This window comes from Mycobacterium sp. 852002-51057_SCH5723018, assembly GCF_001667035.1.
Classification (GTDB): domain Bacteria; phylum Actinomycetota; class Actinomycetes; order Mycobacteriales; family Mycobacteriaceae; genus Mycobacterium.
Genome location: NZ_LZIR01000075.1, coordinates 103516 through 128408 on the forward strand (window position 1 = coordinate 103516; position 24893 = coordinate 128408).

Below are 24893 nucleotides of genomic sequence, written 5' to 3' on the forward strand. Positions count from 1 at the left end.
ACGCTCGCTTCCCTGGCCCAAAAAGATCCGCGGGATTTTATCCGCCCGCGGCAGTGCCTCCGCGCCCGCGACCTGCCCGCTGAACGTCGTCGCCGCAGTCGATCAGCTACCGTCACGGTGCCGCCCGAGCCCGACGAAGGCCACTACATCGGGCAGAGTCCGTTGCGGCGAGCAACATCTGACGCGCCCGCCTAGTCGCGGGCGGCCGTCGTGCGCCCGGCAAGCCAGGCCACCGGTCGGAACGGCAAAGCGACTCCGGCCGCCGTCACGCATCGGTCGCAAGGAGCACTAACTCCATGCAGACCCAAGAAGCAGCGGGAAAACGGAGGAAGTTCATGAGCGATGCGCTCGCCATCGACGCCGAGGGGCTCGACCGACTGTCGTGTAATGCCAAGGCCAACCCCGACACCGGCAAGAAGACGCTGAAAGCCACGACCATTTGTGAGGCGGGGTTCCGCAACATGACCTACGTGCGCGACCTGGCGCCGATGCTGGTGGGTGAGCCGCCCGCGCTCCTCGGCGATGACTCGGCGCCCAACCCCTCGGAAACCGCCCTGGCCGCGCTGGGCTCGTGCATGTCGGTCGGCCTGCTGGCGAATGCCACGCACCGCGGCGTGACGCTGACAAAGATCGAGGTCGAGATGGAGGGTGACATCGACATCTCCGCGGTCTGGGGGGTGGGCGACACCCTGGAGGGGAAACACCTTGGCTTCAGCGCGGTTCGGTGCAAGGTAACCCTCGCCGGTGACGCCGACGACGCGACGCTGAAGGAGATCCACGACACCGCGATCGCCTGGTCGCCGGTGGTGAACACGTTCCGGCGCCCGGTGAAAGTCGATTCCACCCTCGTTGCCGGCCAGACATGAGGAACCACTGAGATGACGGCGACAATGAACCCCGCGGCCGACCGGTTGGATCTCCAACTGCTGGAGGACATTCGGACCCATGCCGGGGCGTTGGACCGCGGCGAGCACCAGTCCCGCCGTAGCTTCCCGGCGCTGGGTGCCGCCGGTCTGCTCGGGATCGGTGCACCGCGGAACGCCGACGCTCGGCTCCCCGAAATGACCGAGGTGATCCGGCTTATCTCCGGTGAGTGCCTGAGCACCGGCTTCTCGTTGTGGGCGCACCGGATGGCGGTGGAGTACTTGCTCACCGCCGCAACCCCTTTCAGCACGGCTGCGGCGCGACCGCTGCTCGGCGGAGCGGCGCTGGGAGTCACCGGCATGGCGGCGGCATTCAAGGAAGCCGCGGGCTGCGGCAGCGTGGAATTGACGGCCACACCCGTGGCGGGCGGCTACGAAGTGTCGGGGTCGATCCCGTGGGCCAGCAACCTTTACGCCGACTCGACGATGGTGACGGCGGCGCGCACTGAGGATGGCGAGAGATTGATACTGGCCCTGCCGCTGGACACGCCCGGCGTGTTCGTCGGCGAGCACTTCGACCTGTTGGCCCTGGGCAGCACGGCCTCGTCGAACCTCGACCTACGCGATGCGTATGTTCCCGCCGAGCAGGTGCTGTCGCGCGACTTCGATGGATTCCTGCAGACGGTGCGTCCGACTTTCCTTGTCCTGCAGTCGGCCATGTGTCTCGGGCTGACGAAAACTGCCGTCGAGCAGAGCAGGCTCGGGCTGACGGGGGTCAACTCCGTCTTCGCCGCCGATCTCGACGCGATCCGGGAAAGCCTGTCCTCGACCGAGGCTACCTTGGCCCGGTTGGCGGCGGCGGTGGGCGGTCCGACGTTCCCGGCGAAGAAAGAGCTGCTGTCGTTGCGGCTCGCCGCTGCCCAACTTGCCAGCGCGAGCGCCGATTTGGAGATCCGGACCGCCGGGGGGAAGGGTTACGCGAGCCGAACCTCGGCGAGCCGGCGCTACCGCGAGGCCGCGTTCATCCCCGTCCAGTCTCCGTCGGAGGCGCAACTGCGCTGGGAGTTGTCCAGGTGCGCCTGAGCGTGGATCGATGGTGACTCCCGTGGCGGTGCCACCCGAGGGTGTATCTGAACACCTTGTGGGTGGCATTCCGCTGGCCACCTTGGTGCGCGACTTCCACCGGCCGATGGTGAATTTCGCTCGCACCCTGGTGAATTCGGCGGCGCTGGCCGAGGAGGCGGTGCAGGAGGCCTGGGTTCAGGTCCTGCAGTCAGCGGATTCGTTCGAGGGACGTTCGTCGGTGAGCACCTGGTTGTTCGGGATCGTCAAGAACACCGCATCGCGGCACCGGCGCCGCGAATCCCGGATCCGCGACCACGAGGTGCTCGCCATCCCCGACGACGCCGCCGATCCGCTGTCGGCGCATATGCATCCTGCCGGTCACCCCGACGCCGGGCACTGGAGCGAACCGCCGTCGCGACGCTTTCTGGCCGAGGGGCAGACCATGGCGAGCGAGCTAGTCGGGATGGTGCGGGCGGCGCTGGACGCGCTGCCGGAGCGGCAACGGCAGCTGGTCATACTGCGCGACCTGGTCGGCACCTCCGCCGAAGAGGCGGCCGAGGTCCTTGAGGTGTCCGCGGAGGCGCAGCGCGCCCTCCTCTACCGCGCCCGGGGAAACCTTCGAAATCAATTGGAAAGGCGGTATCGACGATGACCGTCTATGACAACACCGTCCCAGCCATCGACTGCGTCGACTTCGTCCGGCTGGTCGACGACCTCGTCGATGCCGACCCGCAGCAGTGGGGACCGATCGTGGCCAAACACCTCGAGGACTGCCCGCCGTGCCTGGTCTATCTGCAACAAATGCTCGACCTCAAGATCCTGCTCAACCACGTTTTCCAGGGGGAAAGGCTCAGTGACGAGCACGTTGCGGGGGTCATCAACGCGATCGACGACTTCAAGAAAGGCCGACACGGATGACGATTAACGCGCACGCACCGCGACTGCAAAGGCAACTGCCGGCGGAAGAAACGCTGGTCGCGCTACCTGCCGAGGCCACCGCTGACCGGTCGGCCGAGGACCCCTTCGAGCCGCTCAGCGTGGGCGCAATGGTGGACCGGGTGGCCGCCATGGCGGTGGAAAAGGCCACGCACCCCTGGGCATTTTTGGTCCGCTCGCTGGTCGGCGGTGTGATGGTGGCCTTCGGTGCGCTGCTCGCTTTGGTCGTGAGCACCGGCGTGAAGACGCCGGGCATCGCAAGCCTGTTGATGGGAGTGGCGTTCGGCATGTCCTTCGTGCTGATCCTGGTCTCCGGCATGTCGTTGATCACCGCCGACATGGCCGCCGGGTTTCTCGCGGTGCTGAAACGCGGTATGGGCCTTGGCACCTACGCGTCTTTGGTTGGCATCGGCCTGATCGGCAACATCGTCGGCGCGCTGGTGTTCGTCACGACCTGCGGCGCCGCCGGAGGTCCGTACCTGGGCGCGTTCGCCGAGCGGGCGGCAACCGTCGGCGCCCTCAAGGCCGGCCAGTCGCCCTGGACTGCGCTGCTGCTGGCCGTGCTGTGCACCTGGTTCCTGCAGACCGCCATGTGCATGTTCTTCAAGGCCCGCAGCGACGTGGCGCGAATGGCGTTCGCGTTCTACGGCCCCTTCGCCTTCGTGATCGGTGGCACCCAACACGTGATCGCCAACGTCGGATTTCTCGGGCTTCCGTTGTTGCTCAACCTGTTTCACTCAGCGGCACCGCGCGGCGGGATCGGCTGGGGCTTCGGCGCGCACGGGTTGCTTACCAACATCGCCATCACCACGGTGGGCAACCTGATCGGCGGCACCCTGTTCGTGGCGCTTCCGTTCTGGATCATCGCCCAGCTGCAGCGGCGCCAGATCTAGCCGCCCACTTTTCCCACCCCGAACAGACGCGGAAGTCCCCGACACGCCCCAGGATTTGGCGCTTTTGCGTCTGCTCGGCGGATCAGCGGCCGGGTGGGCGTACCTCCCCGGACGATCCGATTCGCAGGTTTAATCAAGCCTGGCGCACCAACGCCGGGTGGGAAGGTCACGAAGGAGGCGGCCTGACAATTTCTCGTGTGGCGTCGCGATGAGTCTTGCCCTCCGGTGCAGTCTGATCTGCATGGGCAAACTCATCTATGGCTTCAACGTGTCGGTGGACGGATACATCGCCGACGCACAAGGCAACATCGACTGGTCCGATCCGAGCGAAGAACTGCACCAGTACTGGAACGACTTCGAGCGGGAGACCGCCCTGTCGTTCTACGGGCGGCGGCTCTACGAACTGATGTCCGCGTATTGGCCGACCGCCGACAAGGCCCCGGACGCCACCCCTCTGATCGTCGACTTCGCCCGCATCTGGCGCGAGATGCCCAAGGTCGTGTTCTCGCGCACCCTGGAGTCGGTCGACTGGAACTCTCGCCTGGAACGCGGCGAGCCGGTCGAGGTGGTGACGAAGCTGAAGGCCGAAACCGACGGCAGGCTGGAGGTGGCCGGCGCGACGCTGGCCGCACCGATCGTGCGGGCCGGACTGGTGGACGAGTACCGGATCGTGGTCGCGCCCACCGCCGTGGGCGGCGGCATCCCGTTCTTCCCGACCCTGCCGTCATGGATCTCGCTGCGACTGTTGGAAAATCGCACCTTCCCGGGCGGCACGGTCCTGCTGCGCTACGAGGCGAAACACGACTGATCGGGGGTCTTGACAGTATCTCCTTTGCGTCTGTTCGGCGGATCAGCGCTCGGCGAGGACGGTGGCCGTCCACGCGCACAGCGCGGCAACGTCGCGTCCGGCGCGCATGACCGTCCGGTCCGGGCGCACCAACGCGGCTGTGGCGCGTCCGCGGCGCAGCCACGCGTGGAGCGCGCTGCCGGGCGGGGTGACGAGCACGGCGATCCCGCGCCGTTCGAGGAGCGCTTGGTCGGCGGCACTCGGGCGGCTGGTGGTGATCATCGCGAAGCCGGTCCCGACGGCGTCGTCGAGCCGCTGGCCGCTGGGCAACAACGGGTTTGGGCACAGCGTGCCGGTAAGCCGGTCCCGCCGACGGGACTTGCACACGAGGGCCGACGCATGCAGCGCCGGGGTGGTGGAGTCGACGACCTTGTCGCGCAGACCCGGCATCAGGCGCAGGCGGGGCAGCACCGCGCGGCGCGCCAAATTGCCGACGTGCCCACCGCCGGTCATCACCGAGCCGACACCGAGGGCAAGCAGGATCATGTGCTGGGCGTGCGGCTTGCGTTCCCGCTCGTAGCTATCGAGAACGCCTGCGGCAAGGGTGCCGTCGTGGACGCCGGCGATCTTCCAGGCGAGGTTGGCGGCATCCCGGAGCCCCGCACCCATGCCCTGGCCGACGAACGGGGGAGTGAGGTGCGCCGCGTCGCCCAGGAGGAAGGCGTTCCCCCGGCGCCACCGATCGGCGATCTGCGCGCGGAAGGTGTACTCGGTGACACGCAGCAGCGTCAGTTCGCTGATTGCCACGCCGGCGGTCCACGGCGCGATCAGTGGCCGTAGCGCGTCCAAAGTGCCGAAGTCCTCGGCGCTTTCGCCGGCCAGCAACTGGAACTCCCACCGGTAGCGCGCCCGCCCGATGCGCATATAGGTCGCGGCCCGAACGGGGTCGCACACCTGGTGCACGCCGTCCCACTGGTGCAGGTCGGCGTGGCTGGCGACATCGACGACCAGCCAGCGCTGCCGAAACTTCAAATCCCGCATGGCCGAGCCGATCTGGGTGCGCACCGTGCTGTTGGCGCCGTCGCAGCCCAGCAGGTAGTCGGCGTCGATGTGGTGAACGCGACCGTCAGAACGATCGGTGAACGTCACGCGGATCGTTTTACCGCGCTCGCTGACCGCGGTGACCTCGGCCTCCCCGCGTAGCTTGGCGCTCGGGTATCGCTTGAGGTTGGTGCGCAGCAGCGCCTCGAGCTCGGGTTGATCGAACATGTTGGCCTGCGGGAAGCCGTTCGGGCTGCGAGCGGGGTCGCGGTGGAACTCGGCGAGCACCCGGGATCGCTTGTCCAGCAACCGCAAGCCCAGCGTGGGGCGCGAAATCGCGGCGAACTCGCCGGCGGCGCCGAGGCGGGCGATGATGCGGCAGATTTCGTCGTCGAGGTGCACCGCACGGGGCTGGGGATACACGTCGGGCCAGCGATCCAGGACCACACACGCTATGCCGTGCTGCGCCAACAGGGTGGCCGCGGTGACGCCGGTCGGCCCGGCGCCGGCGATGACGACCGGGACGTGCGGAATGGCGTTGTCGCTCACGCGTATCGGACGGCCGCTCGCTGGGTTCCCAGGTCGATGGCCCCATCGTCGGTGGCCACCGAGGCCTCCACCACATCGCCGTCGTGGAGGTATTTGCGGTTGCGGGCCTGACTGGTGAAAAACATCTTCCACTTCATCGCCGGTGGCAACAGGTTTCCGATGATCTGCGCCGGCTTCGGCGGGGCACTCAGCGCCGTGCCCACGGGAGTGCCGGTGAGCACCAGGTCGCCGGCGGCGAGCTCCTGGAACTGGGTGAGTGACTGCAGGGCCTCCAGCGGCCGGTACAACATGTCGCCTTCGACGAGCGCGTTCTGCCGCTCCTGCCCGTTGACGCGCAGCTGCAGCCGCAGATCGCCGAATCGCTTGAGTTCCTCGGCGCTCAGCAGAACCAGCTCCGGCCCGACCGGGGTGAACGTCGGGTAGGACTTGGCCTCGTAGAACTGGGTCTGCGGCAGCTGGATGTCACGCGCGGAAACGTCGTTGGTGACCACCAGTCCGGCAATGAATTCCGCCAGGTTGACGTCGGAAATGGCCGTACCCACCGGTATTTCGCGGGCGATGACGAGCCCGATCTCGACCTCGTAGTCGAGCAGCCGCACGTGTGGCGGCTTGACGATGTCGTCGAAGGGGCCGTTGATCGACGCCGACGCCTTGCGGAAGAAGGTCAGCGGAATCGATGCGGGGTCCATGCCGGCGTCCCTGACGTGTGATTCGAAGTTGGTCATCTGAGCTATGACTCGGCACGGCCGGGTCACCGGTGAGACCAACTTTAGGCTGTCCACGGCGACGGGCCGGCCGCCGGTGGCGGCCTCGATCGCGGAGCGGTCGGCCAGCAGCGCGCCGGTGGTGGTGGCGGTGGTGTCGATCTTTGTGGCGCCGTCGGCGGTCTTGAGCCACCAGGCGGGTCCGGTTTCAGAGGCGGTGCGCAGCACGGAAATGGTCATGAGTTGGGTACTTTCAGTAGGCCGACGAGGCGGTTGACATCGAACTCGTTGCTTGCGCGTAGCGCGCTGATCATCGAAATCAGTTCGTGGCGCGCCGATTTCAGGTCGGTGCCGAGGAAGTCGCTGGTCGCCGGCGGCCCCCATTGGGCAAGACCGGACGCGGTGAACGGCGCCCAGCCGGGTTCGACGGTGTTATCGAACATGTCGCCGTCGGCGAAGTGCTCGACCAGGAAGCCGTCGGGATCGCGCCAGTAGTCGAAGATCTGACTGCCCTGGATGTGCCTGCCGATGCCCCAGGACCTCGAATACCCACGCTCCGTGAGGTATTCGCCGCCGGCGGCCAGGGCGTCGAGATCGCTGACCTGGTACGCCGAGTGGACGTAGCGGTTGGCCGGGCCCAGCGCCATGGCCAGTGTGTGGTGATCGGACGGTGTCGCTCCCCGATCGCAGCGGATGAAGCTCATGGTCGGCCCGCGTTCGCGCTGGCCTGGGAAGAACATGAAGTCGCTGACGATCATGCCCAGGTTGTCCAGGTACCAATTCAGCGCCTCGAGGTACTTCGTCGACTGCACGACCAGGTGGCCCAGCCGCTGTACCCGAGCAGGCACCCGCGGGGGACGCTGGGTCGCATTGGTGCGCCGAAGGTCGTGTCCGAAGTTGAAGGTGTGGGGCTGCTGGCCGGGTAACTCGGGCAGATCGTGCATGCCGGCGACGACACGCACCGGCATGCCGCTGGGGTCGACCAGGTCGACCGACAGGCCGCCGATGTTTTCCGACAGCGGCCGCGTGGGAGCACCGAAACTATCGGCCAGGCGCAGGACGTCAACCTCGTCACAGGCCCGGAACGCCACGCCGGCGAACCGCGTCCGAAGCCCGCTGCGCAGGATCACGCACGGACCGCCCGCCTGCGTGCCGCGTAGGTGCAGCTCGCGACCGCCGTGCAGGGCCGTCTGGAAGCCGAATGCCCGGGCGAACGCCTCGGCCCGCGTGAGGTCTGGCTTGTCGAACTCCAGCCACGCGATGTCGGCGACCTTGATCACCGGATTGCGCGACCGGCCGGGGTGCTCGCCGCGCAGGGCGCCGTCGTCGCTGTGCAGGTCCCTGTGCAGGTCCCGGTGGGTGCCATTCGTCAGATACATGACCATCTCTCCTATATAACTGACGAAATCGTCACATACGAGACAACGTTCAGTCAAGCTGTCTGACGAAATCTTCAAAACTGATGCATACTCCTAGGATGAACGCGATGCGTGACCGGCCCAATCGCTTGGAGCGGCGCAAACAGCGCACCCGTGCGGCGCTGATCAGGGCCGCCCAGCGGTTGATCGCCGAAGGAAGGGTCAACGTGCCGATCCTGGAGATCACCCAGGCCGCCGACGTGGGGATGGGTTCCTTCTACAACCACTTCGACAGCAAGGAGCAGTTGTTCGAGGCCGCGGTCAGCGACGTATTAGATGCACACGGGGCGATGCTGGACCGGCTGACCGAATCGATCGACGACCCCGCGGCAACCTTCGCCATCAGTTTCCGGTTGACGGGCCGGCTCTTTCGTCGGCGCCCCCAGGAGAGCGAGATCCTGTTGGCCCACGGGCCGGCGCTGCTGTCATCGGATCGCGGGCTGGCGCCGCGGGCGCTGCGCGACATCCAAGCCGGCGCCGACGCCGGGAGATTCAAGGTCGATGACCCCGAACTCGCCCTCGCGATGGCCGGTGGCGCGTTGCTAGGACTGGGGAAATTGTTGCGTGACGACCCGGATCGCGACGACGCCAAGGCCGCCGATGCCGTCACCGAAAGCGTGCTGCGCCTGTTCGGTCTCAGCGCCGAGGAGGCACACGAAGTCTGCCAACGTCCCCTGCCCGCCGCGTTCGCCGATGCTTAAGGCCGCCCAGTTCGTTTAGGGATTCCGGGTGTCCGTCGACCACAGGTTCGAGCAGCCGGGGCATTGCAGGCTGACCCGCGTGCCTCGATTGCTCAATAGGTACTGCCAATGCGAACCGCAGTTTCGGCGGCTTCGGCACTCCGAACACCTATTGCGGCCCCAGCCGCAGTTCGGGCATGGAATCCAAGCGCGCCGGGACGCATCGGCGTGCGGAACAATCGGCCACCCAACCGCCACGTTAAGCCTTCCTAGTCGAAGTTAGGTGAGCCTACCCAACACAGCGGGGGCATGTAACTGTGCCTTTGGCCACATGCGCACCGAATGCCGCCGACAGCGTCTACAGCGCGACGACCGCGCCAACCGAGAATTCGACGCTGCGTCCCACGCCGCCGTCGTCGCCGGACGCACCCGATTCTGTCCATCGCACCCGCGCGGTCCCAGCCAGGTGCAAAGTGGCACCGGTAACGAAATCGATGAACAGCAAAGCGGCCTCATCGTCGACCGCCAGGTTGCCAAAGCTGTTGAACATGTTGTTTCCCGGATAATCCGGCCACCACAGCCGGCTGGGAGAGTCGACCCGGACAAACCCGGCCGGACCTCCCCGGTGGGAAGCGTCGCTGCCGCGGGTGGGGTGGGTTGTGCCCAGAAAGAAGGTGTCAGACGCTCTGATCATCGCCTGATCGGTCCGGTCCAGCATTGTCGCGCGTTTCGCGCGCGTCGACTTAGGCGCCTCGAACGCACGGACGTTGATGCCGCGGGGGTGAATGTATTTCGGGCAATTTCCGTATGACTGGTCGACGCGCACGGTCATTCCCGCGTCGTCGCTCCCGACGAGCGTGCCGTTGATCCGTAGTCTGCGGCGCGCGGCGAAGTCGACGGAGATTAGTCCGACCTGTTGGCCGATGGGCATCCCGTGCAGCGGATCTCCGTCGCGGGGCACGGCCGACACCCGCAAGACGTCGTCTTGCGCACGCAGGAGCCCCGGTGGGCCCGTCAACGGCGATACCCACAGGGCGCCGTCGCCGTCGCGTCCGGTCAGGGCGGCGAACCGCTGTGACGCGAGAAATCTTGTGGTGCCCGCGGAAAACCTGGTCGAGGCGAGCATTGTCTCGAGCCGCTTGGCGTCGGCTTCGACGCCGGCTCGGCGCTGTGTAGCGATCTCGCCCTCGTGAAATCCCGTTGCCGTCATTTCAGAGCCCGCTATCTGACTGCACAGACAGTTGCAACAATGCCGCCGCAGCAAACCTTCCTAGCTGATCGGACGTCCACCCAAACCGACGCGCGCGGCTTCATTCGAGCGCTGGCCGACCTTGGTGGGACGAAGCGCCACCAGTGCCGACCCGGCGGCGAAATCTGCCGCCGTCGCCCAGGGGAAGTGCCCGTCGGGCGCGAAGCCGGCATAGGCGAAAAAGTGCAGGGTCGCCGACGCCATCGCGGCACCGGTCAGCATGACCACTTCGCCCCAGCGATCCGTGAGGGGTAGCCCGACCATCGGCAACGGTGCTGCGAAGACGCGCCGTTGCCACCACAACAGCACCAGCTCGGCCGCTGTCACCAGGCTGAGGACCACAACCCATTCAAGCCGGGCCAGCCACCAGACGCCCGTTCCCTCCGGCGGTTGCGGCAGCAGGCCCGCCGGGTAGGCGACGATGGCGACGATCACGACGGGAATCATGTGCCACAGGTAAAGGGCCATCACGTTGTTGTTGGCCACGGACAACGCCCGCTTGATGACGCCGGCGCGCAGCATGCGGTTGAGCGCGGGCGCCAGCGCTATTACCAATCCGGCTTGCGCGCACGCGAAGGCCAGCATCGCCACGGTAGGTGGCGTGGTGTTCTGCACCGCTTGACCGGGAACGCCGATCATGCTGACCGGATACCGTCCCAGCCAGATCAACAGCGCCAGCGCGGTCCCCGAGCCGGCCGCCAGCAGCGCGGCCCTGAACCCGGCCAATAGCCCAGCCTGCCAAGCGATTCCAAGCTGGTAGAGCGCGCCCCAGCACAGGAAGTAATTCAGCCAACCGACGTAGGGCACGTGGCCGACGATCGTGGCGGCGTCCAATACCGCGACCGCTACCGCCAGTAGGCATGGTACCAAAAGACCCCAACGGCGTTGTGCCGCAACAGCAATCGGCGTCAACGACACGACCACCAGGTAAACGGCGAGGAACCACAGGTGCATCGCGACCGCCCAACCCGCGTATTCCAAGATCGAGCCGGGCACGCCGCAGGCGATGAGAACCACAACGGTTGCCGATACCAGCGCGATGTACACCGCGGTCGGCCCGAGCACCCGGGCCAGTCGATGCCGAAGCCAGACTTCGCGGGAGAAGCCTCCGACGTCGCGTCGATGCGCCCACGACACCGCGCCGGCGTAGCCGGCCGCCAGGAAGAACACCGGAACCGCCTGGAATATCCAGGTAAGCCACTGTGTCCAGGGCAGGTCGACGAGCGGGTTCTGCCGACCGAAAGATCCGTCGTGATAGGTCACCGATCCGGCCAGCCAATGGCCCAGCACGATGAGGATGACACCGGATACGCGATAGAAGTCGACCGCCAGATTGCGGACCGGTGGCGCGGTGTCATGCACGAGCGCAACGGTACCCGGCATGGGGCCCGAAGTCGTCTGGCGCACAATGACCCCATGAAACAGGCTCATCTCGCCGAACTCGAAGTTGGACGTCTAGGACTGGGCGCGATGGGCATGTCCGTTGCCTACGCCGGTGCCGGCAGCGACGACGCCGAATCCATCCGCACGATTCACCGCGCGATCGAACTCGGCGTCACGCTGATCGACACCGCCGAGGTCTATGGGCCCTACGTCAACGAAGAGCTCGTCGGACGCGCCCTGCAGGGCCGGCGAGACCAAGTGGTGCTGGCCACCAAGTTCGGCCTGATCTCCCACACCGGCCGAGACGGCCTCGACAGCAGCCCCGAAAACATCCGCATCGCCGTCGACGGCTCCCTGCGACGGCTGGCCACCGACCACATCGACCTCTACTTCCAACACCGCCTCGACCGTCAGACCCCTATTGAGGAGACGATCGGGGCGCTGGCCGAGCTGGTTGCCGCCGGGAAGATCCGGCACATCGGTCTTTCGGAAGTCGGCGTGAACACGATTCGCCGGGCCCAGGCCGTGCATCCCGTCACCGCGGTGCAGTCCGAATACTCGCTGTGGACCCGCGATCCCGAAGACGGAGTGCTCGATGTGCTGCGTGAGCTCGAGATCGGGTTCGTCGCATACTCACCGCTGGGCCGTGGCTTTCTCGCCGGCGCAATCCGCTCCACCGGCGAGCTTCCCGACAGCGACTACCGCAAGACCAACCCGCGCTTCTTCGACGAGAACTTCCAGCACAACCTCGAGAGCGCCGACGAGCTGCGCGACATCGCTGCCGAGATCGGCGCCACCCAGGCTCAGGTCGCATTGGCCTGGTTGTTGGCCAAAGGCCCCGGCATCGTGCCAATTCCGGGCACCAAGCGGGTCACTCGCCTCGAGGAGAACGTCGCCGCCGACGCCATCGAGCTCACCGCCGAGCAGCTGGCGCGGCTCGACCGGCTCACCCCGCCCGTCGGGGGCCACCACGCCGCGGCGCAAATGGGTTGGATCGACCGGTAGTGGTTGCCAAGAAGCTGGTGATCGGGGCCAGCGGTTTCCTGGGATCACACGTCACGCGGAAGCTCGCCGCATCCGGCGCGGACGTGCGAGTCATGTTGCGCCGTACCAGTTCCACCAAGGGGATCGACGACCTCGATGTCGAACGCTGCTATGGGGACGTCTTTGACGACGCCGCGTTGCGGGCGGCCATGGCCGGTTGTGACGTCGTGTACTACTGCGTCGTCGATGCCCGGATGTGGCTGCGTGACCCGGCTCCGCTGTTTCGAACAAACGTAGAAGGGTTGCGGCACGTCCTCGATGCCGCCGTCGACGCCGACCTGAAGAAGTTCGTGTTTACCAGCACCACAGGCACTCTCGCGATCAGCGAGGGCCGTGCGGTCACCGAGGACGATCCGCACAACTGGGATGAGGGCGGCGCCTATATCAAGGCGCGAGTGGCCGCCGAGAACATGCTGCTGTCGTACGCGCGGGACAAGGGGTTGCCCGCCGTCGCACTGTGCATCTCCACCACCTATGGCCCGGGCGACTGGGCGCCGACACCGCACGGCTCCCTGGTCGCCCTGGTGGCCGCCGGGCGTTTCCCGTTCTACTTCGACTACTCGTCCGAGGTCGTGGGCATCGAGGATGCCGCCAGGGCAATGCTTCTCGCGGCGGAGCGCGGCCGAAGCGGCGAGCGCTACATCGTCTCCGACAGGTACCTGAGCGTCCGCGAACTGCACGAGATCGCCGCCACCGCCGTGGGCAGGCGGCCACCGCGGATCGGCATCCCGATGCCGGTGTTGCGCGCCGGCGCGCGGGTCAACGACCTGATGGCACGTGTGCTGCGCCGCGACCTGCCCTTCGCCTACGCCGGAATCCGCATGGCCGAGCTGATGTCGCCGCTCGACCACGGCAAGGCCGAACGCGAGCTCGGGTGGACGCCGCAACCCGTCGAAGACTCGATCCGGAAGGCGGCCGTCTTCTTCGCGTCGCGAAGCTAGTCCGCGGCGGCCAGCGCCGCCGGGCCGTACTTCTTTTCGATCAGGGTCCACGGATCGGCGTAGGGGCCGCGTCCTTCTAGCCGGCGCTGCAGCCTGAGGGCGGTGCGCATGATCGGTCGCAACAGCGGGCCCAGTGCGCGCAGGACGGGGCGCAGGTGGGCGGATTCCGCGATCCAGGCCACGGTCTCGTTCCAGTCGTGCTCTTGAAAGTCCAGCAGTGCCTGCGATTCGGTGGTGTCGAACCACCCCGTGAAACTCCAGCCGCGATCGTCGCTGGGGTCGCCGGGCAGGCTCGCTGACGGGCCGAGGCGACCGATGCCGATGCCGGCCATCATGTCGTCCTCGAGGTCGCGTTGCAGCTTCACGTACGTTTCGTTTCCGCCGATGAGCAGGGCCTTGCCGGCGATTGTGGCCTCGCGGTCGACGGCGTTGGCGAACGCCAGCGCCACGTCACGCGCGTCCACCGCGTGGATGCGGTTGTCGCCGGGCATCGAGCGCATCAGCAGCAGGTAGTCGCCGTTGAGGCTTGCCTGAGTGTCCGGCGAGATGATCCCACCCAGTCGGAACAGCGCACACGGCAAGCCGCTGGCGCGGATCGCCGCTTCGGCGAGCACTTTGTCCTCGCCGTACTGATCGATGGGCCGCACGGGGGTTTCCGGGGTGATCCGCTCGGGGAGGCGGTACGGGTTGCGCGACCCGTAGACCGCGGCGCTCGATGCCAGCAGGAAAAGCGGCGGGCGAGGCAGTTCCGACGCGGCGGACAGCAGGTTTTCGGTGCCGCCCACGTTCACGCGCCTGGCCAGGCCGGGGTTGCGGTACGACGGCGGCGAGACGATCGCGGCCAGATGGATGATCGCGTCGGGCCGATGGGTCACGACAACATCGCGCACCGCATCGGCATCCAACAGATCGATGTAGGCGGGAATGAGCCGTTCGGAGTGCAGTTCTTTTTGCGCGGCAGCGGTTTTGTCGTTGCGCAGGTCCATCGCGATGACGGTTCGTCCGCGGTCGAGCAGGAGCTGCGTGCATCGCCTGCCGACCTGGCCGAACGCGCCGGTGACCAGAATGGTGTCTACGGTCATCGATGCCTCACCGCTCCAGTAGCCGGGTGGCGAGCTTGGTGGCCACCCGCCGGATACGCTCGGAGATGTACAGCGAGAACACCGGGGTGACGATGTCCTCGCGCAGCCGGGTTAGCTTGGAGCTCTTGATAAGCCACTGGCCGGCGACGTTCTCGTAAGTCTCGTGGTAGTGGCCGTAGCCGACCAGGGTCACGCCGGGCCCGAACCGGACGACGTCTTGCAGAGCCCACACGCCGCGCGCCGTGGTCGGCGACGTCAGCTCGATTTCGGGCGCGTGCACCTGATGAGCAGTTGCCTGGGCGGGCCGCCCGATTCCTCGGCGGGTGAACGCGACAAAGTCGTCGGCGCCAATGATCAGCTTGCCGCCGGCCTCGGACGTGTCGCTAAGGAAATCGTCGGTGAAGAGCGCTCGCCAGGCCGCCCAGTCCTTGGTGTCGAGGTACCGGCAGTAGCGGGCTTTGAGCTGCTTGATGGTCTCGATGGCCAGCGGTGCGCTGGTGTGGTCATGAGCGACCAGCTCATGCGTGGGCTCCGACATCACCGCTCGATTCTCGTCGGTCGGCGTCCATACGGGATACGCCAGGCGTGACACTGCACGCCAAAACTGTAACCCGTCACCCCTTGAAGTAGACGATCTGGTGCGTGGTGGCCGGCAGCGCACCCACAGCCTCGTCGTCGACGACGGGCTCGGTGGGGCGTCGTGGGTCATCGGGCCGGGAATCGGACCCTCGACGAAGCGCATGTCGTACAGCTTTGATCAGGCACGACGTGGGCCATCCCGCTCGGTGTGTGCCGGTCATGGACGCCTTGGTCGCCGTGGCATGCAGCGGCGGTTGGACGCCCCGATGCGGGTCGATGGCAGATTACTTACCGCCGATGCTGCCGGCGGCGCCGGGATCGTTCCGTGCGTCGCTATGGTCGAGTGGAAAGGCAGAGGAGGCGGATGACTAAAGGCAAGGAAGAGAAGGCGGGGCAATCTCCGTCGCAGCTGATAGACGCCAGGATCCAGGAGCTGGGCGACTGGCGCGGTGAAATGCTCGCGAGCATCAGGACATTGATCAAGCAGGCCGATCCCGACGTGGTCGAAGAATGGAAGTGGCGCGGAGTCCCGGTGTGGTATCACGACGGGATGATTTGCACCGGTGAGACGTACCAGAGCGTGGTCAAGGTGACCTTCGCGAAGGGCGCCTCGCTGGACGATCCGTCGGGTCTGTTCAACTCCAGCCTCGAGGGCAACACCAGGCGGGCCATCGACTTCCACGAGGGCGACAAAATCGACGAGAAGGCGTTCAAGTCGCTCATTCGCGCCGCGGTGAAGATGAACCTGTCCTAGTCCGCCGGCCTGTACAGTCGACCAGCGGTGCTGTACAGTCGCCCAGCACGAGTTCGACTCTCGACAGCGAGGCTATCGGCGATGACGCGCAGGGGAATTCGAGGTCGCCGGTGACCGCCCAGTCGGCTGAGACCGTGGCAGAGTTCCGCAATCGGGCCAGGGCGTGGTTGGCCGAGAACCTGCCGCGGCTCGACTCCGCGGATGCCATGCCCCTCGAGCGCGACCAAATCGCGTCCTGGCGGCGTGCCCGGGAACTGCAAAAGAGGTTGTACGAAGGCGGATTCGCCGGGATCTGCTTTCCCGCGGAGTACGGGGGGCTCGGCCTGGGCTACGAGTACAAGAAGGCGTTCGACGCCGAGGCGCAAGCCTACGAGACCCCGCTGCTCCTCAACGTCCCGTCCTTCGCCATTTGCTGCGCGACGATCCTGGACATGGGCAGCGAGGAACAGAAACGCCGCCACATTCGGGCCGCGCTGCGGGGCGACGAAGTGCTCGTGCAGCTCTTGTCCGAACCCAATGGCGGCTCGGACCTCGCCGGAGTGATCACTCGCGCCGACCGCCGGGACGGTCGATGGATCATCAACGGCGCCAAGACATGGAGCACCTGGGCGTTCGCCGCCGACTACGGACTGTGCCTGGCCCGAACGGACTGGGACGCGCCCAAACACAACGGCCTGACCATGTTCCTATTGCCGCTTCGACACCCCGGGGTGACGATCAACCGCATCCGGCAGGTCAACGGCTCGGTCGAGTTCTGCGAAGAATTCTTCGACGACGTCGACGTGGGTGACGACGCCGTCGTCGGGGAACCGGGCAAGGGCTGGGACGTCGCGTCCCGACAGCTCTACCACGAGCGCCGCACCATGGGCGACGGCTCGGAGTACACCAGCGGACCGGGAATCGCTGAAGCACAGGATATTTCGATTGACCTGATGATGTTGGTGGACAGCACGCGGCAGGGGGCGAACGAACGCGTCCGCGAGATGGTCGGCCGCGCCCTGGTCCACCGCGCGGTGCACGGGCAGCTCAGCGAGCACGTCTTCCACGCGGTAGCCAACGGATCGCTCCCGCCCGCGGCGGGCTCGATCATCCGGCTGGACATGGCGGAGGTCCACGACGTCGAGACCGATACCGCGCACGCCATCGCCGGTCCGGTGGCGGTGGTCGGGGACGAGGCGGGGCTGCTCGACGTCGGCACGCGGTATCTGGGCCGTCAGATCGCCAGCATCGGTGGCGGCACAACCGAGATGGCGCGCAACGTGATCGGCGAGCGGGTCTTGAACTTTCCCCGCGAGTACGCCGCCGACCGGGGCGTGCCGTTCAATCAGGTGCGGCGAAACAAAGCCGAGGAAGATGGCCGGAAGTGAACGAAAAGCTGCGTGACATCCGGGCGTTGGCTCGAGACGCCGAGGCCTACCGGGACGAACTGTTCCGGCGCTGGACCGGGCTGCTCAGTTACCGCTACATCGGCCGCAAGCACTCTTCGATGAACCTCGGTGAGGCCGACGACACCGTCACCATCCGCCGCGACATGCGCAACGAAGCGGGCGGAATCATGGTGGCGCCGTTGGCCATCGCGTCCCCGGAGGGCTGCCAGACCGACATGGTCGCGGTGCCCAACCCGGTCATCGCCTCGGTGCAGATCGTCGACCCCGGCTACGACGTCACCAGGATCGAGATCGTCGGCTCGGGCATCGTGCACCAGGGCCGCACCATGGGCTACGGGCGGTGCAAGATCGTCGACGCCGACAATCCGGACCGGGTGATCGCGTTCAACGAGGGGCAGGGCGCGATCATCGGTGTTCCGCCGGAAGGCCTGGACAGGATGGACGTTTCGGGCACGGAGCTGGTGATCGAGGACTCCGCGGAGCTGCCACCGCTGTGGCAAGCCTTCGGTGCCAGCAAGCGCTCCGACGGTCATTGGGTGCTACCGGCGCTCAGCGCCGAACTCGCCTCACCGGACGCCGCGCTGCACATCGGACCCCAGCACGTAGTCCTCGAGACCGCGGCCACCGACCTCGCCGCGGCCGTCGCGGGGACCCGCAAGCTGCAGGTGATCAGCTGGCACGTCATGTTCATGTCACGCGGCAAGGTCGGCCCCTTCCGGGTGGAGGGCAGCGCGCACGCCGGTGGGTCCGGACGCGTCGGCGTGCGCATGCTCCTGCACGACGAGGGAAACGCAGGCAAGGCCATCACGTCCGCCGCGGCGATCTTCGACATCGTGGGAAACCAAACGTAAACGGCAGGTTGACTTCTCGTGTCGCGGTCGTTGACGACGACGGGGAAGCCGCAGGATCGGTGACGTTAGAAACCGTCAATATCGGAAACTATCGATATCGGAAGCCTTTCTTCGTTTAGCATGGCGCCAGCATGTGAATCCGAAGCGATAAGACGGATCGAACCTGATGGGGGAGAGATGACGAAGCAGCGCGACTTCACCAAGAGGGCATCGGCGTGTGCGCTCGGTGCGCTACTGGCCGCCATGCTGTTGCCGACGGCCGCCGCCCATGCCGACCAAACCGACCAGGACTTCACCACCTTCCTGCAATCGCACGGCGTCAACCTTGGCAGCCCCGGTTTGACCGTGAAGGCGGCGCACGTGATGTGCCAGGATCTCGACGCGGGTTACACCGAGAAGGACGAGGTGGACCAGCTGACGGGTGCGCACCGACTGAACCCGGGCCAGGCCCAGATGTTCGTCGCCGCGGCCACCGCGGATTACTGCCCGTCACACCATCCCGCCACCAAGCCAACCAGCAGCAAGTAAGGGCGTCGTCGCCCGCAAACCGGGTATCGTGCTAACGACTCACGGGCACGACGGGAGATAAGCGGTGGCGGAACGGTTGGCGGGCAAGGTCGCGTTGGTCAGTGGCGGTGCGCGGGGGATGGGCGCGTCGCACGTGCGGACGATGGTGGCCGAGGGGGCCAAGGTCGTGTTCGGCGACATCCTCGATGACGAAGGAAAGGCGGTGGCGGCCGAGGTCGGCGACTCGGCCCGCTACGTGCACCTCGACGTCACCAAACCGGAGGAATGGGACGCGGCCGTGGCGGCCGCCCTCGCCGAGTTCGGCGGCGTCGATGTGCTGGTGAACAACGCCGGCATCATCAACATCGGCACCCTGGAGGACTATGCGCTCTCCGAGTGGCACCGCATCCTCGACATCAACCTGACCGGGGTGTTTCTCGGTATCCGTGCCGTGGTCAAACCGATGAAGGAGGCGGGACGGGGATCGATCATCAACATCTCCTCCATCGAGGGGATGGCCGGAACCATCGCCTGCCACGGTTATACCGCAACCAAATTCGGCGTCCGAGGGTTGACGAAGTCGGCGGCGCTGGAACTCGGTCCGAGCGGGATCCGGGTGAACTCGATCCACCCGGGGCTCATCAAGACGCCGATGACCAGCTGGGTGCCCGAAGACATCTTCCAAAGCGCGTTGGGCCGGGCCGCCGAACCCCACGAGGTGTCCAACCTGGTCGTGTATCTGGCCAGCGACGAGTCCAGCTACTCGACCGGCGCGGAGTTCGTCGTGGACGGCGGCACCACCGCCGGGCTTGCGCACAAGGACTTCTCCGCCGTCGACGTCGACCAGCAGCCCGAGTGGGTCACCTAGCCGCTGGCACACGTACATCGATACTGCGGTCAGCGCGTAGGCCCGGGCTGAAACCACACCCCAGGCGCAGGCTCGACGCCGAGCGCAGGATCAACGCGGTCCCGGCGCCGCCCCCACCGCCTCACGTTCCTCGGCCGGCGCGGGCCACGGCGATGGCATCGGGCGTTGCCGGACGCGTTGCGGCCACCAGAACCACTTGCCCAGAAGCGCGGCGATCGACGGGGTCATCAGCGACCGCACGATCAGGGTGTCGAAAAGAAGGCCCAGGCCAATGGTGGTGCCCACCTGGCCGATCACGGTCAGCTCGCTGACCGCCATCGTCATCATCGTGAAGGCGAACACCAGCCCGGCCGAGGTGACCACCGATCCGGTGCCGCCCATCGCCCGGATGATGCCGGTGTTCAGGCCCGCGTGTATCTCCTCTTTGAACCGGGAGACCAGGAGCAGGTTGTAGTCGGCGCCGACGGCCAGCAGGATGATGACCGACATCGCCAGGACCATCCAGTGCAGCTCGATGCCGATGATGTGCTGCCAGATGAGCACGGAGAGCCCGAAAGACGCGCCCAGCGAGATCAAGACGGTGCCCACAATGACCGCTGAGGCCACGACGCTTCGCGTGATGATCAGCATGATGATGAAAATCAAGCAGAGGGAAGCGATTCCGGCGATCAACAAGTCATAGTTGCTGCCGTCCTGCATGTCCTTGTAGGTGGCCGCGGTGCCCCCGAGGTAGATCGTGGACCCCTCCAGCGGCGTGCCCTTGAGGGCTTCGTAGGTCGCCTTCTTGATCGCATCGATATGCGAAATGCCTTCGGGCGTCATCGGATCGCCGTCGTGGCTGATGATGAACCGCACCGCATGACCGTCGGCCGGCAGGAAGTTCTTCATGCCCTTCTTGAACTCGGGGTTGTTGAAGGTTTCCGGGGGCAGGTAGAACGAGTCGTCGTTCTTCGACGCGTCGAACGCCTTGCCCATGGCGCTCGAGTTCTTCTGCGACTCGTTCTGCTGATCCTGCAGGCCCTTTTGGGTCGAATACATCGTCAGCATCGTCGTTTTCATGTCCTTCATGTTTTCGATCATCGAGGGCATCAACGCCACCATCTGAGGCATCAGCGTGTCGAGGTGATCCATGACGGGCAGCAGGCTCTGGATGTCGTCGGTCATCGTGTCGATGCCGTCGAGGGCGTCGAACACGGACCGCAGCGACCAGCACACCGGGATGTCGTAGCAGTGCTTCTCCCAATAGAAGTAGCTGCGGATGGGCCGGAAGAAGTCTTCGAAATCGGCCATGTGCTGCCGCAATTCGTCGATATCGATGGTCATCTCGTGCATCTTCTTCACCATGATGTGCATGGTGTCGGCCATTTGGACGGTGATGCTCTGCATCTTTTCCATGCTCTCGATGGTCGTCTGCATCATGTCGGCCTGCTTGAGCATGTCGGCCATCTGATCCTGCTGGTACTTCTGAGTCATCTGCTGGCTGACGCCCTGCATGCTGATCTGGAAGGGGATCGAGGTGTGCTCGATCGGCGTGCCCTGCGGACGGGTGATGGCCTGCACGCGCGAGATTCCGGGCACCCGGAAGATCGCCTTGGCGACCTTGTCGATGACCAGGAAGTCGGCCGAATTGCGTAGATCGTGGTCACTTTCGATCATCAAAAGCTCGGGATTCATCCGCGCCTTGGAGAAGTGCCGGTCGGCGGCCGCGTAGCCCTCGTTCGCCGGCAGATCGGCGGGCAGGTACCTGCGGTCGTTGTAATTGGTCCGGTACCCGGGCAGGGTCAGCAGGCCGACGAGCGCGATCGCGATCGTCACGATCAGGATGGGGCCGGGCCACCGGACGACGGCGGCACCGATCTTGCGCCAGCCGCGGATGCGCTGCGCGCGTCTGGGCTCGAGTATCGAACGGAACCGCGACGCCACCGAGATCACCGCGGGGCCAAGCGTCAACGCTGCACCCACCACGACCACCATGCCGACGGCCAGCGGGATGCCCAGCGTCTGGAAATACGGCAGGTTGGTGAAGTGCAGGCAGAACGTCGCGCCGGCGATCGTCATGCCCGACCCGAGCACCACGTGTGCGGTGCCCCCAAACATGGTGTAGTAGGCGTCTTCTCGGGACTCGCCCACCGCCCGGGCTTCCTGATATCGGCCTATCAGGAAGATCGCATAGTCGGTCGCTGCCGCGATCGCCAGCGTGACCAACAGGCTCGTCGCGAACGTGGAGAGGCCGATGATGTTGTAGTAGCCGAGGAAAGCGACCGCGCCGCGGGCGGCCGAAAGTTCGAGCACGACCATCCCCAGCGTCAGCAGCACCGTGATGATCGACCGATAAACCATGAGCAGCATCGCGATGATCACCACGAACGTGGCGGCGGTGATCACCTGCAGGCTGCGGTCGCCGGCGACGTGCTGATCGGCCGCCAGCGCTGCGGGACCCGTGACATAGGCCTTCACCCCGTTGGGTGGCGGCATGCTCTTGACGATCTTTTGGACTGACTCGACCGATTCGTTGGCCAGCGCCTCGCCCTGGTTACCGGCGAGGTAGACCTGGACGTAGGCGGCCTTGCCGTCGTTGCTTTGGACGCCGGCCCCACTCAGTGGATCGCTCCACATGTCCTGGACGTGTTCGACGTGTTTGGTATCGGCGTCGAGCTTTTTGACGATCTGGTCGTAGTAGGCATGGGCGTCGGCGCCGAGCGGGTTTTGGCCCTCCAACACGATCATCACCGAGCTGTTGGACTTGTACTCGCCGAATACCTCACCCACGTGCCGTGTTGCGATGACCGATTGGGCGTCGTCGGGGCTCATCGAGACCGAGCGCATCTGCCCGACCGTGTCCAGCTGCGGGACGATGGTGTTGAGCACCGCGATGATCGCGATCCAACCGATGACGATCGGCACCGCAAAGGTGCGGATGAGCCGCGGGATCGCCGGCCTTGCGGCGTGTTTGGCGATGGGGAGGGCGTCGGTGCGGGCGTCGTCCTCGTGTTCAGAGCTTGTGCTCATGCGGATTTCACCAAGCAAAAGGTCAGGGCATGCACGCCGTTGGTTATGTTCTCGTCCTTGACTTCGTCGTCGATGGTGATGCGGCAACCGAGGCGGTTACCGTCGCTTTGCGCCGAGAGGTTGGGAAAGACCGAGGGCGCGGTGGTGCTGAGGACCAACGTCCAGGGCAGTGGCGCGTTGTCGACCCGCTTCGGGTCGGCGGACAGGTCCAAGTAGTTGACGTTGGCATGGCTGGCCGAGCCGAAAATTTCGTACTTGACGACCTTGGGCTTGAACGGTTTGGAGTCATCCAGCCGCGAACTCGTCAAGGGCGCGGCGTTCTCGGCGACGAAGAACGACTTGACCCGCGCGACGGTGACGCCGCCGATCACCACAACCGCGACGATCAACAGCGGCAACCACGCATTGCGCATGACCTTGGAGAGCTGCACCTGCGTGGATTCCTTTCGTCATCGCTCAACGGGCCTTGTGCAGGTGGTCAAAGCAATCACTTTGTCCCCCAATGGATTTCGGAGACCGCTGCTATGCGCACACGTCCGGGCGCCGGACGCTGCAAAACCCGCCCAAGCATCGCCGGACCCCCGCGCTGTGCCACCAGAGCATAATACACCGGCTGCATAGATTGCAGTCAATGCAAAAAGGTGATCTAGCTAACTGTTTAGCTGGGCTACCTGGTGAAGATGCTGTTGACCAGTGCGGCGGCGCTCTCGACGTAGGGCATCGGCGTGTCGTCGGCATCCTTCGGCTCGTCACTTGCCCAGCGTTCGATGCCGGAGCGCACGGCCGTCAACGCCAGCGCGGCGATCAACTCAGGTATCTCGTCATCGGGCCGCATCGCTTGGCGGCGGGCAACGATGTGGGTCAACTGGTTCTGGAACCGCTCCAGCTCGGCCAGGAAGGCCGCCAGCACCGCGGGGCTGCTTTTGGCGAGTTCCAGCATCCCGGCGGCTTGTTCGCGCCGCGGAGGCGTGTCGCGCAGGTGGTGGGCCGCCAGGGTGATCAGTTCCGCCAGCACCACGCGGTACGGGGCGGGCCCGGCCGCGACGAAATCCTCGGCCAGGTCGGCCGGTAGGTCCGAGGGACCGTAGGCGATCGCGGACTCCTTGGTGGGGAAGTAGTTGAAGAACGTGCGGGTCGAGACTCCCGCCTCGACACAGATCGCATCGATGGTCACCTTGTCGAAGCCGCGTTCCTGCGCCAGGCGCACCGCGGCGTCGCGAATGTCCGCGCTCGTCTGCCGGCGACGCCGCTCGCGAAGACCCATCTGCTTCATCATGGCATTCATCGTTGCACGTAACGCAAACTTTGCAGTGAACTTGGTCGGAGCTGGGCGTTCACGGCGAGGCGAGCGCGTCCCGCAGGTGGGTGCATTGACTGGCGAAGAACTTCACCGAAATCGGTGCCTTGTCCACGATCTGGTCGAACGCGTGGAAGGCTCCGGGAACGATCTCCTCGTGCACGGGGACGCCGGCCTCGCGGAGGCGCCGCGCGTATTCGAGGCACTCGTGATGGAACAGGTCCAGCGTCCCGACGCCGATCCACGCGGGGGCCAGCCCGGCCAGATCTTCCCGGCGCGCCGGCGCGGCCTCCTGCGGATCCGCCCCGTTCAGGTACCACCGCCACGCGAGCTGATTATCGCTGTCGGTCCACATGATTCGTTTGCGGCCGTCGCTGTTCGCGCCGGTGCGATCATCGAGCATCGGATACACGAGCATCTGGAAGGCGAGGTCGATTTCGCGATCGTGAGCCCGCTGGGCCACCGTCGCCGCGAAATGCCCACCGGCACTTGCCCCGCCGACCGCCACTCGACCGGGGTCCACCCACGGCTGGTCCGTTAGCCACCGCAGCGCCGCATAACAGTCCTCGACCGGGATCGGGTAGGGGTGCTCGGGTGCCAGCCGGTGGTCGACCGCCGCCACCGCGACACCGGTGAGAAAGGAAAGCTTGCGCAGGAACTTGTCGTCCTGGGCGGCGTGACCCATGATCGTGCCGCCGCCGTGGATCCACAACATCGCGGGCGCGCGTTGGGGGAGGCCGGCCGGGCGATGCAGTCGAACGGTGACGTGCTCGTTGACCGCGGCAACCGGGACGTTGCGGAGCCGGCCGGCGTTGCCCATGAGGTTCATCAGCGTGCGCTGGACCCGGTAGCCGCGATGTAGGGCGTATCCGCGGGGCAGGAATCGGGCCACCTTGCGCAGCCCGGGATCCAGCACCTGCCCTGAGGTGAAGGTGTTGTCGGCGAATGCCCTTGCCATGGCGTGCTTCCTGGTCTGTGCGCCGGCCCACGCCGACCATACAGGAC

General features: G+C 66.0%; 25 protein-coding genes. 14 read left to right on the forward strand and 11 right to left on the reverse strand.

What is annotated here, in order from left to right; all coding sequences use genetic code 11:
* Window positions 1-335: 335 nt before the first annotated feature.
* The 6 genes from A5764_RS15910 to A5764_RS15935 all read left to right on the forward strand — a co-directional run bounded on the left by A5764_RS15910 (window position 336) and on the right by A5764_RS15935 (window position 4565).
* Window positions 336-866: an OsmC family protein gene (locus A5764_RS15910; RefSeq protein ID WP_067114554.1), complete on the forward strand. Its 531-nt coding sequence runs from the start codon at window positions 336-338 to the stop codon at window positions 864-866.
* Window positions 867-878: 12 nt separating this feature from the next.
* Window positions 879-1946: an acyl-CoA dehydrogenase family protein gene (locus A5764_RS15915; RefSeq protein ID WP_067114468.1), complete on the forward strand. Its 1068-nt coding sequence runs from the start codon at window positions 879-881 to the stop codon at window positions 1944-1946.
* Window positions 1947-1956: 10 nt separating this feature from the next.
* The gene (locus A5764_RS15920) at window positions 1957-2580 is read left to right on the forward strand and encodes an RNA polymerase sigma factor (RefSeq protein ID WP_067114469.1); all 624 of its coding nucleotides are present in this window, start codon (window positions 1957-1959) and stop codon (window positions 2578-2580) included.
* Window positions 2577-2846: a hypothetical protein gene (locus A5764_RS15925; RefSeq protein ID WP_067114470.1), complete on the forward strand. Its 270-nt coding sequence runs from the start codon at window positions 2577-2579 to the stop codon at window positions 2844-2846. The genes A5764_RS15920 and A5764_RS15925 overlap by 4 nt, the downstream gene beginning before the upstream one ends.
* Window positions 2843-3757 carry a formate/nitrite transporter family protein gene (locus A5764_RS15930; protein ID WP_067114471.1) on the forward strand — a complete coding sequence of 305 codons (915 nt, stop codon included), beginning with the start codon at window positions 2843-2845 and terminating at the stop codon, window positions 3755-3757. Before A5764_RS15925 ends, A5764_RS15930 begins: the two co-directional genes overlap by 4 nt.
* 241 nt (window positions 3758-3998) lie before the next feature.
* A complete protein-coding gene (locus A5764_RS15935) occupies window positions 3999-4565 on the forward strand; it encodes a dihydrofolate reductase family protein (protein WP_067114472.1) in 567 nt (188 codons plus the stop codon).
* A 42-nt stretch (window positions 4566-4607) separates the two neighbouring features.
* Here the strand turns inward: A5764_RS15935 and A5764_RS15940 are convergent, their stop codons facing one another.
* The 3 genes from A5764_RS15940 to A5764_RS15950 are packed head-to-tail and all read right to left on the reverse strand — an operon-like array spanning window position 4608 to window position 8217.
* Complete coding sequence (locus A5764_RS15940) at window positions 4608-6134, reverse strand: bifunctional 3-(3-hydroxy-phenyl)propionate/3-hydroxycinnamic acid hydroxylase (protein ID WP_067114473.1); 1527 nt, start codon at window positions 6132-6134, stop codon at window positions 4608-4610.
* Window positions 6131-7078 carry a fumarylacetoacetate hydrolase family protein gene (locus tag A5764_RS15945; protein WP_067114474.1) on the reverse strand — a complete coding sequence of 316 codons (948 nt, stop codon included), beginning with the start codon at window positions 7076-7078 and terminating at the stop codon, window positions 6131-6133. Before A5764_RS15945 ends, A5764_RS15940 begins: the two co-directional genes overlap by 4 nt.
* Window positions 7075-8217 carry a VOC family protein gene (locus tag A5764_RS15950; RefSeq protein WP_067114555.1) on the reverse strand — a complete coding sequence of 381 codons (1143 nt, stop codon included), beginning with the start codon at window positions 8215-8217 and terminating at the stop codon, window positions 7075-7077. The genes A5764_RS15945 and A5764_RS15950 overlap by 4 nt, the downstream gene beginning before the upstream one ends.
* 98 nt (window positions 8218-8315) lie before the next feature.
* On the opposite strand from A5764_RS15950, the gene A5764_RS15955 reads away from it, so the two are divergent.
* Window positions 8316-8957, forward strand: coding sequence for a TetR/AcrR family transcriptional regulator (locus A5764_RS15955; RefSeq protein WP_067114475.1), 642 nt, complete (start codon window positions 8316-8318; stop codon window positions 8955-8957).
* Between the two features lie 337 nt (window positions 8958-9294).
* Here A5764_RS15955 and A5764_RS15960 read toward each other — a convergent pair whose 3' ends face one another.
* Window positions 9295-10146, reverse strand: a complete 852-nt coding sequence (locus tag A5764_RS15960) for a pyridoxamine 5'-phosphate oxidase family protein (RefSeq protein ID WP_067114476.1) — start codon at window positions 10144-10146, stop codon at window positions 9295-9297.
* Between the two features lie 60 nt (window positions 10147-10206).
* Entirely contained in the window at window positions 10207-11568 is a 1362-nt protein-coding gene (locus A5764_RS15965; RefSeq protein ID WP_067114477.1) for an acyltransferase, read from the reverse strand.
* 33 nt (window positions 11569-11601) lie between these two features.
* Here A5764_RS15965 and A5764_RS15970 point away from each other — a divergent pair, with 33 nt between their 5' ends.
* Window positions 11602-12573 (forward strand): aldo/keto reductase, encoded by a 972-nt coding sequence (locus A5764_RS15970; RefSeq protein ID WP_067114478.1) that lies wholly within the window; start codon window positions 11602-11604, stop codon window positions 12571-12573.
* Entirely contained in the window at window positions 12573-13553 is a 981-nt protein-coding gene (locus tag A5764_RS15975) for an NAD-dependent epimerase/dehydratase family protein (RefSeq protein WP_067114479.1), read from the forward strand. Before A5764_RS15970 ends, A5764_RS15975 begins: the two co-directional genes overlap by 1 nt.
* On the opposite strand, the gene A5764_RS15980 is transcribed toward A5764_RS15975, so the two are convergent.
* Window positions 13550-14635, reverse strand: coding sequence for an NAD(P)-dependent oxidoreductase (locus A5764_RS15980; protein WP_067114480.1), 1086 nt, complete (start codon window positions 14633-14635; stop codon window positions 13550-13552). The genes A5764_RS15975 and A5764_RS15980 overlap by 4 nt on opposite strands.
* Before the next feature lie 7 nt (window positions 14636-14642).
* Window positions 14643-15173, reverse strand: coding sequence for a nuclear transport factor 2 family protein (locus A5764_RS15985; RefSeq protein WP_067114481.1), 531 nt, complete (start codon window positions 15171-15173; stop codon window positions 14643-14645).
* A gap of 405 nt (window positions 15174-15578) precedes the next feature.
* Here A5764_RS15985 and A5764_RS15990 point away from each other — a divergent pair, with 405 nt between their 5' ends.
* The 5 genes from A5764_RS15990 (at window position 15579) to A5764_RS16010 (ending at window position 19582) form a co-directional block, all read left to right on the forward strand.
* Window positions 15579-15968, forward strand: a complete 390-nt coding sequence (locus A5764_RS15990) for a DUF1801 domain-containing protein (RefSeq protein WP_067114482.1) — start codon at window positions 15579-15581, stop codon at window positions 15966-15968.
* A gap of 110 nt (window positions 15969-16078) precedes the next feature.
* On the forward strand, window positions 16079-17335 hold the full coding sequence (locus A5764_RS15995) for an acyl-CoA dehydrogenase family protein (RefSeq protein ID WP_067114483.1): 1257 nt from the start codon (window positions 16079-16081) through the stop codon (window positions 17333-17335).
* Entirely contained in the window at window positions 17332-18207 is an 876-nt protein-coding gene (locus A5764_RS16000) for a hypothetical protein (protein ID WP_067114484.1), read from the forward strand. The genes A5764_RS15995 and A5764_RS16000 overlap by 4 nt, the downstream gene beginning before the upstream one ends.
* Before the next feature lie 177 nt (window positions 18208-18384).
* A complete protein-coding gene (locus A5764_RS16005; protein ID WP_067114485.1) occupies window positions 18385-18735 on the forward strand; it encodes a DUF732 domain-containing protein in 351 nt (116 codons plus the stop codon).
* A 64-nt stretch (window positions 18736-18799) separates the two neighbouring features.
* Window positions 18800-19582 (forward strand): SDR family oxidoreductase, encoded by a 783-nt coding sequence (locus tag A5764_RS16010; RefSeq protein WP_067114486.1) that lies wholly within the window; start codon window positions 18800-18802, stop codon window positions 19580-19582.
* A gap of 90 nt (window positions 19583-19672) precedes the next feature.
* Here A5764_RS16010 and A5764_RS16015 read toward each other — a convergent pair whose 3' ends face one another.
* From A5764_RS16015 to A5764_RS16030, 4 genes are all read right to left on the reverse strand, one after another.
* Window positions 19673-22591 carry an RND family transporter gene (locus A5764_RS16015; protein WP_067114487.1) on the reverse strand — a complete coding sequence of 973 codons (2919 nt, stop codon included), beginning with the start codon at window positions 22589-22591 and terminating at the stop codon, window positions 19673-19675.
* Window positions 22588-23004, reverse strand: a complete 417-nt coding sequence (locus A5764_RS16020; RefSeq protein WP_067114556.1) for an MmpS family transport accessory protein — start codon at window positions 23002-23004, stop codon at window positions 22588-22590. The genes A5764_RS16015 and A5764_RS16020 overlap by 4 nt, the downstream gene beginning before the upstream one ends.
* Before the next feature lie 254 nt (window positions 23005-23258).
* Complete coding sequence (locus A5764_RS16025; protein WP_067114557.1) at window positions 23259-23867, reverse strand: TetR family transcriptional regulator; 609 nt, start codon at window positions 23865-23867, stop codon at window positions 23259-23261.
* 58 nt (window positions 23868-23925) lie between these two features.
* Complete coding sequence (locus A5764_RS16030; RefSeq protein WP_067114488.1) at window positions 23926-24846, reverse strand: alpha/beta hydrolase; 921 nt, start codon at window positions 24844-24846, stop codon at window positions 23926-23928.
* Between the last annotated feature and the right edge of the window lie 47 nt (window positions 24847-24893).

Bases quoted from the DNA above. Each gene is read 5' to 3' on its own strand.
- A5764_RS15915 (WP_067114468.1), top strand. From the start codon at position 879: ATGACGGCGACAATGAACCCCGCGGCCGACCGGTTGGATCTCCAACTG.
- A5764_RS16015 (WP_067114487.1), bottom strand. From the start codon at position 22,591: ATGAGCACAAGCTCTGAACACGAGGACGACGCCCGCACCGACGCCCTC.
- A5764_RS15955 (WP_067114475.1), top strand. From the start codon at position 8,316: ATGAACGCGATGCGTGACCGGCCCAATCGCTTGGAGCGGCGCAAACAG.
- A5764_RS15945 (WP_067114474.1), bottom strand. From the start codon at position 7,078: ATGACCATTTCCGTGCTGCGCACCGCCTCTGAAACCGGACCCGCCTGG.
- A5764_RS15965 (WP_067114477.1), bottom strand. From the start codon at position 11,568: ATGCCGGGTACCGTTGCGCTCGTGCATGACACCGCGCCACCGGTCCGC.
- A5764_RS15985 (WP_067114481.1), bottom strand. From the start codon at position 15,173: ATGTCGGAGCCCACGCATGAGCTGGTCGCTCATGACCACACCAGCGCA.
- A5764_RS15930 (WP_067114471.1), top strand. From the start codon at position 2,843: ATGACGATTAACGCGCACGCACCGCGACTGCAAAGGCAACTGCCGGCG.
- A5764_RS16025 (WP_067114557.1), bottom strand. From the start codon at position 23,867: ATGATGAAGCAGATGGGTCTTCGCGAGCGGCGTCGCCGGCAGACGAGC.
- A5764_RS15970 (WP_067114478.1), top strand. From the start codon at position 11,602: ATGAAACAGGCTCATCTCGCCGAACTCGAAGTTGGACGTCTAGGACTG.
- A5764_RS15960 (WP_067114476.1), bottom strand. From the start codon at position 10,146: ATGACGGCAACGGGATTTCACGAGGGCGAGATCGCTACACAGCGCCGA.
- A5764_RS15925 (WP_067114470.1), top strand. From the start codon at position 2,577: ATGACCGTCTATGACAACACCGTCCCAGCCATCGACTGCGTCGACTTC.
- A5764_RS15910 (WP_067114554.1), top strand. From the start codon at position 336: ATGAGCGATGCGCTCGCCATCGACGCCGAGGGGCTCGACCGACTGTCG.
- A5764_RS16020 (WP_067114556.1), bottom strand. From the start codon at position 23,004: ATGCGCAATGCGTGGTTGCCGCTGTTGATCGTCGCGGTTGTGGTGATC.
- A5764_RS15980 (WP_067114480.1), bottom strand. From the start codon at position 14,635: ATGACCGTAGACACCATTCTGGTCACCGGCGCGTTCGGCCAGGTCGGC.
- A5764_RS15935 (WP_067114472.1), top strand. From the start codon at position 3,999: ATGGGCAAACTCATCTATGGCTTCAACGTGTCGGTGGACGGATACATC.
- A5764_RS16005 (WP_067114485.1), top strand. From the start codon at position 18,385: ATGACGAAGCAGCGCGACTTCACCAAGAGGGCATCGGCGTGTGCGCTC.
- A5764_RS15990 (WP_067114482.1), top strand. From the start codon at position 15,579: ATGACTAAAGGCAAGGAAGAGAAGGCGGGGCAATCTCCGTCGCAGCTG.
- A5764_RS16030 (WP_067114488.1), bottom strand. From the start codon at position 24,846: ATGGCAAGGGCATTCGCCGACAACACCTTCACCTCAGGGCAGGTGCTG.
- A5764_RS15920 (WP_067114469.1), top strand. From the start codon at position 1,957: ATGGTGACTCCCGTGGCGGTGCCACCCGAGGGTGTATCTGAACACCTT.
- A5764_RS15950 (WP_067114555.1), bottom strand. From the start codon at position 8,217: ATGTATCTGACGAATGGCACCCACCGGGACCTGCACAGGGACCTGCAC.